Genomic DNA, 14,378 nt, shown 5'->3' on the forward strand with positions numbered 1-14,378 from the left:
CAGCTTTCATTACATATTTAATATGCTTTTGACTGTATTATAGGTACTTTCGGTTTTTTTACCTTATAAAATTACTGAATGACTTTATTGCTTCTTTTACACATGCAATTCTGCCTCAGACCTGCCGGTATGATCCTTCTTAACCACTATCTGCTTCTCTATCTTCTCCTTGAGTTCAGACACGTGGGATATAATACCAACAAGCTTGTTGCCTTCCGTTACACTGGTCAGTGCATTATATGCCTGTGGCAGGGTCTTCTCCGTATCAAGGGAACCAAAGCCCTCATCCACGAACATTGTATCTATCTGGATTCCACCTGCTGACGCCTGAACTTCATCGGAAAGTCCCAGTGCAAGGGAAAGGGACGCCATAAATGACTCGCCTCCGGAAAGGGTCTTTACATTTCTCCTGCTTCCGTTGTAATGATCGATAACACAGAGATCAAGACCTACCTGACTCTGTTTGTTATCACTCACCCTGACTCTCTCAAGCTCATACTGTCCATCCGACATCTTAAGAAATCTTTTATTTGCCCGCTTTATCATTCTGTCAAAATACGTCATCTGAACATAGGTTTCAAACTGTATCTTATCTTTTGATGAAACTTTTCCCGACGCCGTATCAGAAAGTGCTGACATCCACCTGAACCGCTCATCAAGTTTTGAAAGCTCATCAGACCTCTTAGTTATGTTAACCTTCTGGGTCTTATTTGTTGCAATGCGATGTTTAATGTTTTCTATTTCTTTTCTCATACTATTAAGTCTCTGCTGTACTTCTCCCCTTTCAGCCGTAAGCTTTTCAAGTTCGATTTCAGGAGCACCCTGTAATGACTTTTCAAGGGTTTCTATCTGTGCCATATATGCTGATATGACTTTATCAATATCATTATATGTCTTTTCCGTCCTGCCATAATCATCCTGCAATTTATTTGCCCGCCTTGCAAATATCTCCATCTGGGCTGCAGCTTCCTTGCGGTTGGCATACTTTAAACCATCCGCCAGTTCATCACACTGCTCCTTATCACTGTTAAGCTTCGTTTTTAGAGACGCACACTCCTTATCAAGCTCTGTCACTTTGCTTTGGCTATCCACAAGTTTTTTCTCTGCCTCAGGGATAAGATCTGCAAGCTCATCTCTTCTGGCAATCTTCCTTTTTTCAGAAACAATTTCCTCATTGATTTCAGATATTCTCTGGGATTTTTCCTTAATATCCGCTGTAAGCTTCTCTGTAATCTCCACAATGTTCAGCACATTTCCCCGACCGGCATTATTACCTGTGTCATCAACATTATCGTCAAATACTATTTCTATTTCAGGATAAATCTTAGCCGCCTGACAGATTATATTATTCTTAGCTTCATCAACTCTTGACATCTTAACATTAACATCTGTAGAGCTTTCACTTGCAGCATTATGAGCGTCATCACTGATTTTCTTTGCCAGGTCAAGCTTTTCCTTGGTAAGCTCCTTGTTCATATCACTGATAACCGCAAGCTTTGGATGTTTTGTTGAACCACATACAGGACACTCATCTCCATCCTTCAGATTACTTGCGAGGATACCAGCCTGCTCATCTCTGTAGGCCTTGTCCATAGCCTCATATGCCTTGCGTCTTTCATCATATTCCGCACTCAGCTTAAGATATTTTTTTCTGGAAGTTTCCACAAGCTGCTCACGTTTATGAAGATCAGAAATCTTATTCTGAAGATCTTTCATATCCTCAACATTAAGGGACAACCTGCCTTTATCCGTCTCAAGCTCTGCACGTTTCTCACCGGCAGACATAAGCTTCTCATTTTCAGCCTTAAGCCTTTCAAGCTCTGTCTGCCTGACTGTGATATCAGTTTTATTCTTCTCAAGCTTAATTTCATTCTGCCTGAGTTTCATTTCAGTATCACTTACCTGAAGCTTCAATTCATTTAATCTGTCATACTTTGGAAGCTCAGCCTCAATAACTGCCGCCTGCTTCTGCAATCCTTCCACGTCACCAAGGGCTGATTTTGCTGCTTTAAATTCCTCCTCCGCATGCTGTTTTTTATCCTTTGCCTGCTCAAGGGATATCTTTGTCTTATCCAGTTCTTTCTTTGATCTATCTAATTCCTGAGCCTTACCGATCAATTTATCAAGTTCTTCTTTTTGGTTATCTATTTCATTATACTTTTTTTCATGAACATCTGCCGCTTCGGTGTCATTTTCAATCAATGTATCAATGAGTTCAACTATATCGGCGGTCAAGAGTCCACCTGCCTTAGCCTTATCCACCTTAATAGATAAAACATCATCCTCATGGCAGACAATTCCTGAGACGTACTGGTCTATGCTCTTCTTCATATCATCCCGAGTGCGTCTGATCTCCGCAGTCTCCTTCTGGAGTGCAGCCTGAAGTTCGCCATACTTAGCTGTGTGAAATAATTCACTGAATATCTTTCTTCTGTCATCTGTCGATGCTAACAGTAATTTAAGGAAATCTCCCTGTGCAAGCATTGATATCTGGGTGAACTGACTCCTGTCCACACCAAGAAGATTTTTGATCTGTTCTGCAACAACCTTTCTGTCTGAAATAACCACTCCGTCAGGCCTCAGATATTCAACTTTTGCGGAATCTATCTTTGTTCCCTCGCCCCTCTTCTTGGCTCTTTCCTGCTCAGGCCAGCGCTTTATCTTATACTCTTCTCCCCTATGCTCAAATACCAGCTCTACAAATGTCTCTGTATCCGTTGCAGCATAGGTTGAACGGAGCATTTTCGAATCTCGATTTACTCCGCTTGGTGCGTCATATAGTGCATAGCATATGGCGTCAAATATGGTTGTCTTTCCTGCTCCGGTGTCTCCGGTTATAAGGTACAGTCCATTATCCCCCAGCTTCTCAAGAGGAAGCTTCTGCTCTCCGGCATATGGACCAAATGCTGACATGGTTAAATTTAATGGTCTCATTACTCTTCCTCCTTAAACACTTTATTTATAAGCTCTTCCATGAACTCTCTCTGCTCAGGGCTCATAGACTTATTGTTCTGTTTCTCATACAACTCCTCAAAGAGGTCTATAGGCTGCTTTCCTTCTAGCACCGCCCCCTCCTCAATTATATTGTCTGTCCTGGTTCTTGTATTGTCATAACGAAGCTTCATAATATTAGGATAGATCACCCGAAGCTTACCAAGGGCGTCCGGTATATCCTCCTCATCGGTAAGAACCACATAGATATAATCCTCCACAGGTGTGCCCTCGTAGTATGCTTTGTCTGTAAGCTCTGCAAATGTCCCCTTGATCTCCCTTAAGTCTCTCATAGGTACAAGCTCAACAGTCCTAAGTTCTATCTTTTTATTTTCAGGAATATCGATCACTGTAACGGACTTATGATGTTTTGCCTCAGAAAGGGAATACTTAAGTGGTGTTCCTGAATATCTTACAGTATCCCTGCCTACCTTCTGCGGTCCGTGTATATGCCCCAATGCCACATAGTCAAATGGGGCAAATACCCCCACATCCACATTATCAAGTCCACCAATATTCTCCTCTGAATCCGAACGTTCTGCACCGGTAACAAACTGATGAGCCACAAGAATATTTGTAGTAGTCTCATCAATATCCATGTGCTCTATTGCTACACGACAGGCACCGGTGTAATCCTTGATATCCTCTGCCTCATCCTTGAATATATTCTTCACTGTTACAGGCTTCACAAAAGGCAGCATATATATATTCGCTGATATACCATCAGAACCTTCAAGTCTCATTGGCTCCACATTCCCATCATAAACCGGTGCAATATGAATACCGCTAAGATCAATAAGGCCGGACGCAAATGATAACTTCACCGCTGAATCATGGTTTCCGCTAATGATATACACCTGCAGCTTTCTCTTCGCCAGAGATGTAAGGAATCGGTCAAGAAGCTTCACCGCGTCCTCGCTTGGCATTGTCCTGTCATAGACGTCACCGGCTATTATGACCCCATCCGGCTTCTCATCGTCTATGATGTTTAATATTCTCTTTAATATGTACTCCTGATCCTCCAGCATGGAAAACTCGTTGACACGCTTTCCTATATGAAGGTCGGATAAATGAATAAGACGCATGTAATCTCCCTCCTTCAATAAAATATAAGTTAATTCCTACCAATTCAGCCCATGATGTATTGAATATTCCTTTTTCATTAACTTTCCGTCTACTCTTATTTTCGACTTTTCTCTTCAATCTCCTAATTAATTATGGACTATTTTCTGTCTAAATTCTACATATTTCAGTCGACAAATGTAAACTGCGTCCAAAACAGTTTTCTCTACCCCACCATATCTTCTATATTTTCCACCACATGTATTTCCTCCTGCATGCTGCTCTCCACCTGCTGCTTTACATCCTGCTTATCATCAGCCTCTGAAATCCCCACAATGCTTTTCACTTCTTCCAGATTTGCCTCGCAGGTGTCGGCAAGTGAATCACAATCTATATAATCCGTAAGGGCATACAGACAATCAAGTTCCCCGGTCTTTGACTTTCTCTCAAGTCTGAGTTCCTTTAATCGCTTAAACACCTTGTAGCCCTGTGCCACGTTGCAATTTGCAGCTTCGGTTTCCAAAAGTATATCTTCGATTTCCTTATCTATCTCTGCAATGTCTAACTTAAGATTTGTTATATACTGTCCTGCATTTCTGTAGAACTCAGCCTGCTGCCTTGCAAATGAAAGCCAATCGTTTTCTTTTCCATCATAAGGAGTATAATTTCTCTCTTCCACGTTAATTATTTCCTCTCTATCTTCATCTTCTGTATGTCTAGCATTAACTCTTCTCTCAAAATTGGGCTTGTTTACTTCTGCCTCATATATATCGTCTCTCTGAAGACGCTTATCCTTAAGTACGCAATTCTCAAATAGCTCATCATATTTTCTCGGCTTATATTTTCTGGTTTCGAGCCCTTTAATAGCCTTAAGCGCCTGCTTGGCCTTTGTAGCATTAGCATTTGTACCCAGGTTGACCTGAAAGTACTCTATCCTCTGGAGTTCGTCCTTAATCTCTCTCCTGTTCTCACGGCACACCCTGAGCAGTTCTATCAGATCTATGGCTTCGTCATCATTTGTCTCGCACAATTCAATATAGTGGAGTATATCGCAGATTTTCTGATCTATATCTGAATGTTTCTTAGCTAGATAGTCCCGATAATTTTTAATCCCCGATACAAGATATATGAAGTGTGTAAGATATTCTCCCCAATCCATCTCAGACAGGTCATAAGACGATGCGTTTTTCTCTATCTCATCTGTCACTTCATCATAAATAATCTCCTTAACCGTTGATACAGATTTATCCTCTATGGGAACCATGCAATAAAATGCTGCCTTCTTGCCAACATTTACCCGTCCATTTGCCTGTGCAAATGTAAATGTCTCGGCGTCATGTTGATCCGTTGCCACAACCAGTTGATCACCCTGTCCAAGCTTATAATAATTGCCACTGTAATCCATAATGTAATATAATAAATCTGTTCCCATGGGCACCTCCAAAACACTAAATAAATACAACAATAAATTGAGCAGCAACCATTTATAATTGCCTACGGCAAGGGTTGCTGCAGCGTAACGATGTCACAGACATCATTACAATAACTTGAGCAGCAACCATTTATAATTGCCTATGGCAAGGGTTGCTGCAGCGTAACGATGTCACGGACATCATTACAATAATAAAAAAGAACCAATAGGTTTTTGTCCCTATCTGGTTCTTATTATACAGAACAAGGTGTCCCATAAACACACCTTGCATACCGAATCTATGTTCATTTATAAGTCTAAGTTTGCTAAACCTTATTTTCTATATTGTCTGATCAGCCGGTCTATCTCCTCATTCATCAATGCCACCACATTGTCCGGAGACACAAGCTTCACGCCCTCTCCCAGTCCTATGACCCAAGCCAAAAACTGTCGGCTGACTGCCACATCTACGCTCACATAAAAATGCTTATCATCTATGGGAATCATAGTCACATCTTTTCCAAAACGATCTATAACAACCCCTGCAAGTGAATTGTCACACTCTATCCGTACCGTTTCTTCTTTTCCTGCATACATGCCAAATACTTTTCTGGCATACGCTGCCATGTCAAAGGATTTAAACTCCTGTTCACCTTCTCTGTGTCTGCCGTTTGACTGGATATGCAACATCTTGTCCACCCGGAAGTGCTTTATTATCTTCTCTGAACTGTCATATGCTATGAGGTAGTAATTTTCATCATCCCAGGATAATGACCACGGACTTACCTCATACAAAGCTCCATTATGGCGAAGTTCCATTTTTTTAGCCACATTCCACTGGAAATATTGAAAGGTTATCCTTGAATTTTCCGCTATAGCTGTATGTATCCTGTCCACATTATAGTAAATGCTTTCATTCATGGTCTTAACGCGGCCGGCAACAAATACCTGTCTGTGCAGCTGTGATGCTTCATATTTGCTGGCAAGCCCCTCGATCTTCTTAATGAGTTCATTTGACTTCTTAACTGTTATGAATTTCGCAGACTGAACAGAATCAACCAACAGTTTCAACTCCGCAAGCTCAAACTGCCTGTTGCCAACATAATATGAATAAGTTCTGTCCTCCTGCTTTCCGATAACATCCAACCCATAAATTCTGAGATTTTCAATATCGTTATACAAACTCTTACGCTCTGCACTTATATCGTACGCTGCCAATGCCTCAATTATCTCAGGCATGGTAATGCTATGTGTTTCATCTGTCCTCTCAAGAAGGATCTTCATTAGATATATAAGCTTTAATTTCTGATTTGATGACTTAGGCATCCTATTTCTCCCCTGTACAAACTGTCATCATTTTACCATTTGCTGATAAAACTCCACTGCTCCGGCTAAGCCCTCATCACTTGGAAGCTTCTCGCCTCTCCTGCGAAACAATCCGGAAAAGCCGGTTGTAGCTACCTCTTGTGTTTTGCAGTAATATCTGCCCTTTATTGTATAATTTTTCTTATTTAATATCTTCTCTACTGCCTTAAATGACGAATTTCCCTCGTAGGTGCTGATCAAAAATGTTTCTCTGCCCTCCGGGAAATACTTGGAAATGTAATTTAAAAATGCTTTGAAGAATTTGCCGGGACAATCACCCACTACAACACCGATCATGTCATATTCCGTCAGATCAATCTTCATGGAAAGCTGTCCATCTATCAAGTCAACATCATTGCCATTTGATAGCTTTTCCAGCAAAGTGTATGTATCATCATTAGGAATTGATGTATATACTATCGCTACTTTCATATAAAATTTCTCCCCTTGTCTCAGCTTCTGTCTTTATAATCCAACATGAAAATATATATAATACTAATTAAATATATTTATACAACAATTCTCAATTACTTTTCAAGCTTAATCTTAAAATCACTACTCCGTATTATCTATAATCCCCTGACACATCCAACATATGCAAATGTATTATATATCCTGTCCAATTTCGTTTTCTTTTGCCATAAGTACGAGTTTCTCAAATGACCGGGCAAACCGCACGTCATCTTCTTCAGTCCTCCTCCTTTTTTCTGTTTCCTCCGCTAATTCTCATAAATAGCCTCCACGATCTTTAATGTGTCATAACCTACCTCACACAGAAGATACAGAACCTTCACGCCACTTCTTTTTGCCTCGTTAAGTGCCTCGCCAAATTCCTTGTGTATGCTCACACATGGTCTGACCTCACGGACTCCTTCCATCTGCACCACAAATGCCACCGTACAGTCATAGCCGGCCTTGCTTGCACCGGCAAGTTCTCTTAAATGTTTTACTCCACGTTCTGTGGGTGCGTCGGGAAAATATCCTATACCATCGATCTCCAGGGTGCAGCCCTTAACCTCCATAAGGTACTTCATATCGCCTTTTTCCATATAGAAATCTACTCTTGAAGCTCCGTATCTATATTCAGGTCTCACCAGGTCATAGTCCTGGGTATCCAACCACTCCTTCACTACCTTATTTGGAGCCTGACTGTCTATGTTCACCCAACCAAGAGTCTTCTTATACACTGCAACAAGATCATACTTTGTCTTTCTCGCGGGGTTGTCCGACACCTCGAGTCTCACATCGACTCCCGGAAGCAGCAGTTCACGACACCTTCCGGTATTCTTAACATGAACCGTCTCTGTCACACCATTTACCATAACATGTGCTATGAAACGGTTTGGACGATCTACAAATTTTCCTTCTATAACCTCTCTATATTGCATAATCATTCCTCTTATATGTTTAATAACATATATCTATATTTTCTTCATCAGCAATCCCATATTGCTTCTTAAATTTTCTAAGATCTGCTTCATCTCTTATAAGCATTACATCATGGAATTTTCCTGTATGGATATCCTTAAAGCCTGCCACCTGCTCACCGGTGCATATACTTGATCTTATTGCAGGCTTTTCATTTGCCCTGTCATAGAGCATTACATTCTTTTTCTTCTTAAACAAATTCATTACATTCTTCCTATAATACTGCTGCCATTGTCCTTAAGCCACTTTTTCGCCTTTTTATAATCCGGCAGTACCTTCTGAACCTCTGCCCAGAAAGCAGCCGAATGATCCATATGTATTCTATGGCACAGTTCATGAACAACCACATAATCGATCACATCCGGTGGTGTAAGCATAAGCAGGCAGTTAAAGTTCAGATTTCCCTTTTCACTGCAGCTTCCCCATCTGGATTTCTGGTTCCGTATGGTGATCCTGCCGTAGCTTATGCCATTTGCCCCAACCATAGGTGCATAATGCTTCACCCTATCAGGAATGTATGCCAGTGCCTCTTCAGCCAGCTTCTTAATATCATCCATGGATAACATTGGCTGTTTCCTCGCTTCAAGCTCTGAATTTCTCACCTGCATTTGCTCCAGGTGCTTATTGATCCACGACTGTTTTTCATTCAATATCTGGTCTATCTCCTTTTCCGTGATACGACGCGGCACTCTGAGAGTCACTGTCAGATCAGGCTTAACTTCTATTGATACTGTTTTTCTGTTTGAACGTATTATTGTTACGTCTGTTTTTTGAGAGTACATTTTATTTTCCTCTTTTCTCAACTTCCAGATCGAGACCTAACAAATTGATCAAATCTATTGTTTTCCCTATTTCTGCCGTAGCCTTTCCTCGTTCAAGATCCGATATAAAGCTTACACTGAACCCTGTAAAATCAGACAAATATGCCTGAGTGTATCCCAGTTCCTTTCTTCTTTTTCGGATTGCTTCCCCAAGAACTTTTGAGTCTATTATCTTCATATCGTTTTCCTTTATTATTAGTCATTATAAAACTCGCCTGGCAAACAATTCTTTCAAATTAAAGTTTTAGCCGTACGACTTATTTTATATATTATGTCACAAATTACGCCGTACGGCAATATTTTTTATACTTTTGCATGTTTTAGCCGTACGGTTCATTTTTTATAACTCCTCCCTTATCCGTCTGAAAAATGTAGACTCTGATATTCCACACTCATCCAATATCACTTCAAGTTTCATCCTTTTATGCTTCCAGAGATATACAAAATATTCAAAATCGCATGGCACCTCCGAGGCTGGTCGTCCCATATGTATGCCTCGCTCCTTTGCGGCAGCTATGCCTTCCGCCTGCCTCTTCCTGATATTTTCCCTTTCATTCTGTGCAACAAATGACAATATCTGAAGTACAAGATCTGCTATGAATGTTCCCATTAAATCCTTACCGTTTCTTGTATCAAGAAGCGGCATGTCTATGACACATATATCTATTCCGATTTCCTTGGTGAGCTGCCGCCACTGCTCCTGTATCTCCTCATAATTTCTCCCTAATCTGTCTATGCTAAGAATATAAAGTATGTCCCCCTTCTTCATTTGAGACTTCATTTTCTTATATGCAGGCCGCTCAAAATCCTTGCCGGAAATCTTATCAATATAAATATTTTCCACATCTATGTCCTTGTAGCTTAAGGCAATAAGCTGTCTGTCCTCATTCTGATCCGTAGTAGACACTCTGACATATCCGTATGCCCTTACCTCCCCTTTATTATCAGTCGCAATAATCTGCTCATAATCTTCCATACTATATTTTCCCCTTTGTCTATTGTTATCTGCAGGCAATAGTTATACAGTCTTAACATCACCTGCTCTTGGCATGATAATCCATTTTCAGGGGAAACGGGAGTAGCCATAAAAAATCACAGGTCAAATTTATGACCTGTGATTCTTTGCTCATTTGCTTATTTTAATTTTTCTTTCCACTCTGTTTCCTTAAATCCCACAAGAACAGTTTTCTCATCCACCACCATAGGGCGTTTAACCAGCATACCATTTGTAGCAAGGAGCTTTAACTGATCATCCTCGCTCATGGATGGAAGCTTGTCCTTAAGCTTCATTTCCTTATAAAGCATACCACTGGTGTTGAAGAACTTCTTTAATGGCAACCCACTGATTGCATGCCATTTTTTCAATTCTTCATATGTGGGATTACTCTCAACTATATGACGCTCTGTGTAATCTATCCCATTCTCATCTAACCATTTTTTTGCCTTTTGGCAGGTTGAACATTTCGGATAACATATAAATAACATTTTCATCACTCTCCATGCTTTTTCTTAAACAATTATCTTATTTCTGCACCAAATGGCATTAAAACTAACTTTGCGATCTTGAAAAACTGCTTTCCAAATGGTATTCCGATGATTGTCTTATCCTTATTATATTACCATTTATTTTCTTTAATTAACAGTATTTTGTTTCCATCACAGCTAAAAATGCCGAAAGAAAAACAGACTTCAAATCCTGACTTATCATCAGGATCTGAAGCCCGCTAAATTTACCAAACAACTCATGCTTTATTTTTAGCCTTTTCAATAAATCTAACAATAATACCAGCAATCATCACAGCATATACAATGTATATCACAGTAAAAGCCACTCCTTTATCAAATGATCCCGGTACAATTCCTCTGTCAGAAAAATCCCATTTAAGCACTTCAAATGCTACAATAGTAAGAACACATGAAACAATCATTCCAACAGGCTTCATCTTTACACATGTGATGAGATAAATTATAGCAAACAATATTATAAGCCCCAACATTGTTGGCACAAATATTTTGTAAAAGGTTTCATACTCCTTGCTACCCCATACCCCAGAGTCTGAATTTATGTATAGCTTTGCAATTCCAAATAATGATTCATTTACCATATGCGACTCTGCAAATGTCAAAAACAATGATATTATCGCCAATGTCGCTCCGGCTATCCCTATAAACATACCAATTATTTTGTTATTTGTTTTCTCCATACTATTTACCCTCCTGTGTTTTCCTCTTCTAATTTTGATATTATATCCTTTGCCTCATTTATAAGCTGCCCATAAGCCTCTCTTTTTTCCTGCATAACCTGTATCTGCAATTCCAGACGTATCTTTAATTCCTTATTAGGCAGATCAAATAACTTTTTTATATCATCCAGAGAAAATCCAAATTGCTGATACAAACGTATCCTTTTCACCCGCTTCTGAGCCTCTTCATTATATAACAAATGTCCGTATTTATTGGTGGCTGCAGCAGATACGAGTTTCTTTTGCTCATACCCCTGAACCATCCTCCTCGTTACCCTCTCCCTTCTGCACATTTCTTTCAAAGTTATCAATTCGCCCATGTTATACCTCTCTATTTGACCTTAAGGCTGCACGTAACGTGCAGTCAAACATTTTCTTGTTTCATAAAAGGTCTTGTAAATTTCGCGAATTACAACTTTAAGCAAATAGAGCAGCAACCATTTGAAATTGCCTGCTGCAACGTAACGATGTCCCAGACATCATTACAATAATAAAAAAATCCTCACCAAAATGGTGAGGATCTACTCATTCTTATTAAATTATACTATCTTTCTGGATCTCTCTATATCTTCCACCACAATCAATACATTTCGTAATTTCATGGATTCTACATATCTCCGTTGTCCTGCACAGTTTTTGACAGATCCTTCACGATCTCACCTGCGATCATAAGTCCTGCCACTGCCGGTACAAATGCTGTACTGCCCGGAATGTCCCTACGCTCTGTACATTTGTGCTGTGCTCCCGGTGGGCAGATACAACCTGTTCTGCAGCTTATGCTCATATCCTCAAGAGGTCTTATAGGCTGTTCATCAGAATATACAACCTTAAGGTTCTTCACATGTCTCTTCTTGAGCTCTCTACGCATGACTCTTGCCAGTGGGCACACGCTGGTCTGGTAAATATCAGCGATCTTAAATCTGCCGGGATCCAGCTTATTTCCCGCTCCCATGGCACTGATGATCGGCACGTTATGAGCCTTGGCTCTGAGTATCAGTTCAATCTTGGCAGTAACCGTATCCACTGCGTCAACCACATAATCATATTCGTCAAATGGGAAATCATCCGCATTTTCAGGAAGAAAGAAACATCTGTGTATCCTGACATCAACATCCGGATTTATATCTAACATCCTTTCCTTCATGACATCTGCCTTGTACTTGCCTACAGTCTTTCTGGTTGCAATGATCTGTCTGTTAAGATTTGTAAGGCACACCTTGTCGTCATCCACCAGGTCAAATGCCCCAACACCGCTTCTTACCAGTGCTTCACATACATAGCCGCCGACACCGCCTATTCCAAATACTGCAACTCTGGACTTCTGTAATTTATTTATGGCAGCTTCACCTATTAAAAGCTGCGTTCTCGAAAACTGATTTAACATCTTCCACTAACCTCTTCGTAATTTAAGATAGGGTTATCTTAACTCACAATAACCGACGATATATTATATCAACCCGGTATTTTGGTGTCAATGCAATGTTATTTCTTTACTTCAACACCCACATATCCATAGCCGCTCCGCCTGTTTCATTAGGTCTCCGTTCGAAACCAAACTGCTCATAAAAGCTCTCCCTGCCAACAGCCGCCATAAGGAACAATTTTACTGCAAATCCCTCCTCCATGGTATCCTCCAGATGTTTCATGGTCTGTCTGAGCATATGCCCGGCGATCCCCTGCCCTCTGTAATCTTCGTCTACCACCACGTCTGTTATGTAGGCACAATAATCCCCATTCCATAACAAACGTATCATACCGATGACCTTCTCGTCATCATAACAGCACAGGGAATAGAAGCAGTTATTTACAGCATTCTCCGCCTGCTTCACAGGCAGTTCCTTCCATGCTACCTGACGCCTCAGTCTCTGATAGTCCTCAACCGGTATCTTGTGTTCGTAATGTATCATGTACATACGCCTCCTTTACTATGGTAATATTATGCCATAGTTATGATATTTAAAAGCTAAACATAACAAAAAAGAGAGCCTTTAGATTTCTCTAAAAGCCCTCTGATCCGCTTAAAATCAAGCCTTTTATTTAGAACTTACCAGCCTTTGCTGCTTCCTCAACAGAAACTGCAACTGCAACTGTAGCACCAACCATAGGGTTGTTACCCATTCCGATAAGACCCATCATTTCTACGTGTGCAGGAACTGATGATGAACCAGCGAACTGTGCATCTGAGTGCATACGTCCAAGTGTATCTGTCATACCATATGAAGCTGGACCTGCAGCCATGTTATCTGGATGAAGTGTACGTCCTGTACCACCGCCTGATGCTACTGAGAAGTACTTCTTACCCTGCTCGATACATTCCTTCTTGTATGTACCTGCAACCGGATGCTGGAAACGTGTAGGGTTTGTTGAGTTACCTGTGATAGATACGCCAACATTCTCGTAGTGCATTATAGCAACACCTTCCTGAACATCGTCAGCACCGTAGCACTTAACTGTTGCACGAAGACCATTTGAATATGGCTTCTCATATACTACGTTGAGCTTAGCTTCCTTGTAGTCATACTTTGTCTCAACATATGTGAATCCGTTAATTCTTGAGATGATCTGAGCTGCGTCCTTACCAAGACCGTTAAGGATAACTCTAAGAGGCTTCTGACGAACCTTGTTAGCCTTCTCAGCGATACCGATAGCACCCTCAGCTGCCGCAAATGACTCATGACCTGCTAAGAAACAGAAGCACTCTGTCTCTTCCTCAAGTAACATCTTACCAAGGTTACCATGTCCAAGACCAACCTTACGATGATCAGCAACTGATCCAGGAATACAGAATGACTGAAGTCCCTCACCGATAGCTGCTGCAGCGTCTGCTGCCTTTCTGCAACCCTTCTTAATAGCGATAGCTGCACCTACTGTGTAAGCCCAGCATGCGTTCTCAAAACAAATTGGCTGAATCTTCTTAACCTGCTCGTAAACGTCAAGTCCAGCGTCCTTTGTAATCTTCTCAGCTTCTTCAATAGAAGCAATACCATAGCTGTTAAGTACAGCGTTAATCTGGTCTATTCTTCTTTCATATGATTCAAATAATGCCATTGTTCTCGT

At 40.7% G+C, this 14,378-nt stretch carries 16 protein-coding genes and 1 pseudogene; all 17 read right to left on the reverse strand.

What is annotated here, in order from left to right:
• Window positions 1–96 precede the first annotated feature (96 nt).
• The 17 genes and pseudogenes from DXB54_RS06970 to DXB54_RS07050 all read right to left on the reverse strand — a co-directional run bounded on the left by DXB54_RS06970 (window position 97) and on the right by DXB54_RS07050 (window position 14,369).
• Window positions 97–2,934, reverse strand: a complete 2,838-nt coding sequence (locus DXB54_RS06970) for an AAA family ATPase (protein ID WP_118694683.1) — start codon at window positions 2,932–2,934, stop codon at window positions 97–99.
• On the reverse strand, window positions 2,934–4,076 hold the full coding sequence (locus tag DXB54_RS06975) for an exonuclease SbcCD subunit D (RefSeq protein WP_118694684.1): 1,143 nt from the start codon (window positions 4,074–4,076) through the stop codon (window positions 2,934–2,936). The genes DXB54_RS06970 and DXB54_RS06975 overlap by 1 nt, the downstream gene beginning before the upstream one ends.
• 203 nt (window positions 4,077–4,279) lie before the next feature.
• Window positions 4,280–5,485 carry a hypothetical protein gene (locus tag DXB54_RS06980; RefSeq protein WP_118694685.1) on the reverse strand — a complete coding sequence of 402 codons (1,206 nt, stop codon included), beginning with the start codon at window positions 5,483–5,485 and terminating at the stop codon, window positions 4,280–4,282.
• Between the two features lie 312 nt (window positions 5,486–5,797).
• Window positions 5,798–6,790: a helix-turn-helix transcriptional regulator gene (locus DXB54_RS06985; protein WP_118694686.1), complete on the reverse strand. Its 993-nt coding sequence runs from the start codon at window positions 6,788–6,790 to the stop codon at window positions 5,798–5,800.
• Window positions 6,791–6,817: 27 nt separating this feature from the next.
• Window positions 6,818–7,261, reverse strand: a complete 444-nt coding sequence (locus tag DXB54_RS06990) for a flavodoxin (protein WP_021937423.1) — start codon at window positions 7,259–7,261, stop codon at window positions 6,818–6,820.
• 287 nt (window positions 7,262–7,548) lie between these two features.
• On the reverse strand, window positions 7,549–8,217 hold the full coding sequence (gene sfsA / locus DXB54_RS06995) for a DNA/RNA nuclease SfsA (RefSeq protein WP_021937425.1): 669 nt from the start codon (window positions 8,215–8,217) through the stop codon (window positions 7,549–7,551).
• A gap of 19 nt (window positions 8,218–8,236) precedes the next feature.
• Complete coding sequence (locus tag DXB54_RS07000) at window positions 8,237–8,461, reverse strand: hypothetical protein (protein WP_021937426.1); 225 nt, start codon at window positions 8,459–8,461, stop codon at window positions 8,237–8,239.
• Window positions 8,461–9,039, reverse strand: coding sequence for a M48 family metallopeptidase (locus DXB54_RS07005; protein ID WP_118694687.1), 579 nt, complete (start codon window positions 9,037–9,039; stop codon window positions 8,461–8,463). Before DXB54_RS07005 ends, DXB54_RS07000 begins: the two co-directional genes overlap by 1 nt.
• 1 nt (window position 9,040) lies before the next feature.
• On the reverse strand, window positions 9,041–9,256 hold the full coding sequence (locus DXB54_RS07010) for a helix-turn-helix domain-containing protein (protein ID WP_118694688.1): 216 nt from the start codon (window positions 9,254–9,256) through the stop codon (window positions 9,041–9,043).
• Between the two features lie 162 nt (window positions 9,257–9,418).
• On the reverse strand, window positions 9,419–10,054 hold the full coding sequence (locus tag DXB54_RS07015; RefSeq protein ID WP_118694689.1) for a recombinase family protein: 636 nt from the start codon (window positions 10,052–10,054) through the stop codon (window positions 9,419–9,421).
• Window positions 10,055–10,212: 158 nt separating this feature from the next.
• Complete coding sequence (locus DXB54_RS07020) at window positions 10,213–10,563, reverse strand: arsenate reductase family protein (RefSeq protein ID WP_118694690.1); 351 nt, start codon at window positions 10,561–10,563, stop codon at window positions 10,213–10,215.
• A 32-nt stretch (window positions 10,564–10,595) separates the two neighbouring features.
• A pseudogene (locus DXB54_RS12320) lies at window positions 10,596–10,679 on the reverse strand (YccF domain-containing protein); the annotation flags it as partial.
• Window positions 10,680–10,820: 141 nt separating this feature from the next.
• Window positions 10,821–11,282, reverse strand: a complete 462-nt coding sequence (locus tag DXB54_RS07030) for a hypothetical protein (protein WP_118694691.1) — start codon at window positions 11,280–11,282, stop codon at window positions 10,821–10,823.
• Between the two features lie 5 nt (window positions 11,283–11,287).
• Complete coding sequence (locus tag DXB54_RS07035; RefSeq protein ID WP_118694692.1) at window positions 11,288–11,641, reverse strand: MerR family transcriptional regulator; 354 nt, start codon at window positions 11,639–11,641, stop codon at window positions 11,288–11,290.
• A gap of 287 nt (window positions 11,642–11,928) precedes the next feature.
• Window positions 11,929–12,705 carry a tRNA threonylcarbamoyladenosine dehydratase gene (locus tag DXB54_RS07040; protein WP_021937432.1) on the reverse strand — a complete coding sequence of 259 codons (777 nt, stop codon included), beginning with the start codon at window positions 12,703–12,705 and terminating at the stop codon, window positions 11,929–11,931.
• Window positions 12,706–12,811: 106 nt separating this feature from the next.
• Window positions 12,812–13,228, reverse strand: coding sequence for a GNAT family N-acetyltransferase (locus DXB54_RS07045; RefSeq protein WP_158578201.1), 417 nt, complete (start codon window positions 13,226–13,228; stop codon window positions 12,812–12,814).
• Between the two features lie 130 nt (window positions 13,229–13,358).
• Window positions 13,359–14,369 (reverse strand): GGGtGRT protein, encoded by a 1,011-nt coding sequence (locus DXB54_RS07050; RefSeq protein ID WP_118694694.1) that lies wholly within the window; start codon window positions 14,367–14,369, stop codon window positions 13,359–13,361.
• Window positions 14,370–14,378 lie beyond the last annotated feature (9 nt).

Source organism: Coprococcus sp. OM04-5BH (assembly GCF_003482105.1).
Lineage (GTDB): Bacteria > Bacillota > Clostridia > Lachnospirales > Lachnospiraceae > Coprococcus.

Coding starts and splice junctions, on each gene's coding strand:
- DXB54_RS07035 (WP_118694692.1), bottom strand. CDS start 11,641: ATGGGCGAATTGATAACTTTGAAAGAAATGTGCAGAAGGGAGAGGGTA.
- DXB54_RS06970 (WP_118694683.1), bottom strand. CDS start 2,934: ATGAGACCATTAAATTTAACCATGTCAGCATTTGGTCCATATGCCGGA.
- DXB54_RS07045 (WP_158578201.1), bottom strand. CDS start 13,228: ATGATACATTACGAACACAAGATACCGGTTGAGGACTATCAGAGACTG.
- DXB54_RS07010 (WP_118694688.1), bottom strand. CDS start 9,256: ATGAAGATAATAGACTCAAAAGTTCTTGGGGAAGCAATCCGAAAAAGA.
- DXB54_RS07030 (WP_118694691.1), bottom strand. CDS start 11,282: ATGGAGAAAACAAATAACAAAATAATTGGTATGTTTATAGGGATAGCC.
- DXB54_RS07040 (WP_021937432.1), bottom strand. CDS start 12,705: ATGTTAAATCAGTTTTCGAGAACGCAGCTTTTAATAGGTGAAGCTGCC.
- DXB54_RS07020 (WP_118694690.1), bottom strand. CDS start 10,563: ATGTTATTTATATGTTATCCGAAATGTTCAACCTGCCAAAAGGCAAAA.
- DXB54_RS07015 (WP_118694689.1), bottom strand. CDS start 10,054: ATGGAAGATTATGAGCAGATTATTGCGACTGATAATAAAGGGGAGGTA.
- DXB54_RS07000 (WP_021937426.1), bottom strand. CDS start 8,461: ATGAATTTGTTTAAGAAGAAAAAGAATGTAATGCTCTATGACAGGGCA.
- DXB54_RS07005 (WP_118694687.1), bottom strand. CDS start 9,039: ATGTACTCTCAAAAAACAGACGTAACAATAATACGTTCAAACAGAAAA.
- DXB54_RS06990 (WP_021937423.1), bottom strand. CDS start 7,261: ATGAAAGTAGCGATAGTATATACATCAATTCCTAATGATGATACATAC.
- DXB54_RS06985 (WP_118694686.1), bottom strand. CDS start 6,790: ATGCCTAAGTCATCAAATCAGAAATTAAAGCTTATATATCTAATGAAG.
- DXB54_RS06975 (WP_118694684.1), bottom strand. CDS start 4,076: ATGCGTCTTATTCATTTATCCGACCTTCATATAGGAAAGCGTGTCAAC.
- DXB54_RS06980 (WP_118694685.1), bottom strand. CDS start 5,485: ATGGGAACAGATTTATTATATTACATTATGGATTACAGTGGCAATTAT.
- DXB54_RS07050 (WP_118694694.1), bottom strand. CDS start 14,369: ATGGCATTATTTGAATCATATGAAAGAAGAATAGACCAGATTAACGCT.
- sfsA (WP_021937425.1), bottom strand. CDS start 8,217: ATGCAATATAGAGAGGTTATAGAAGGAAAATTTGTAGATCGTCCAAAC.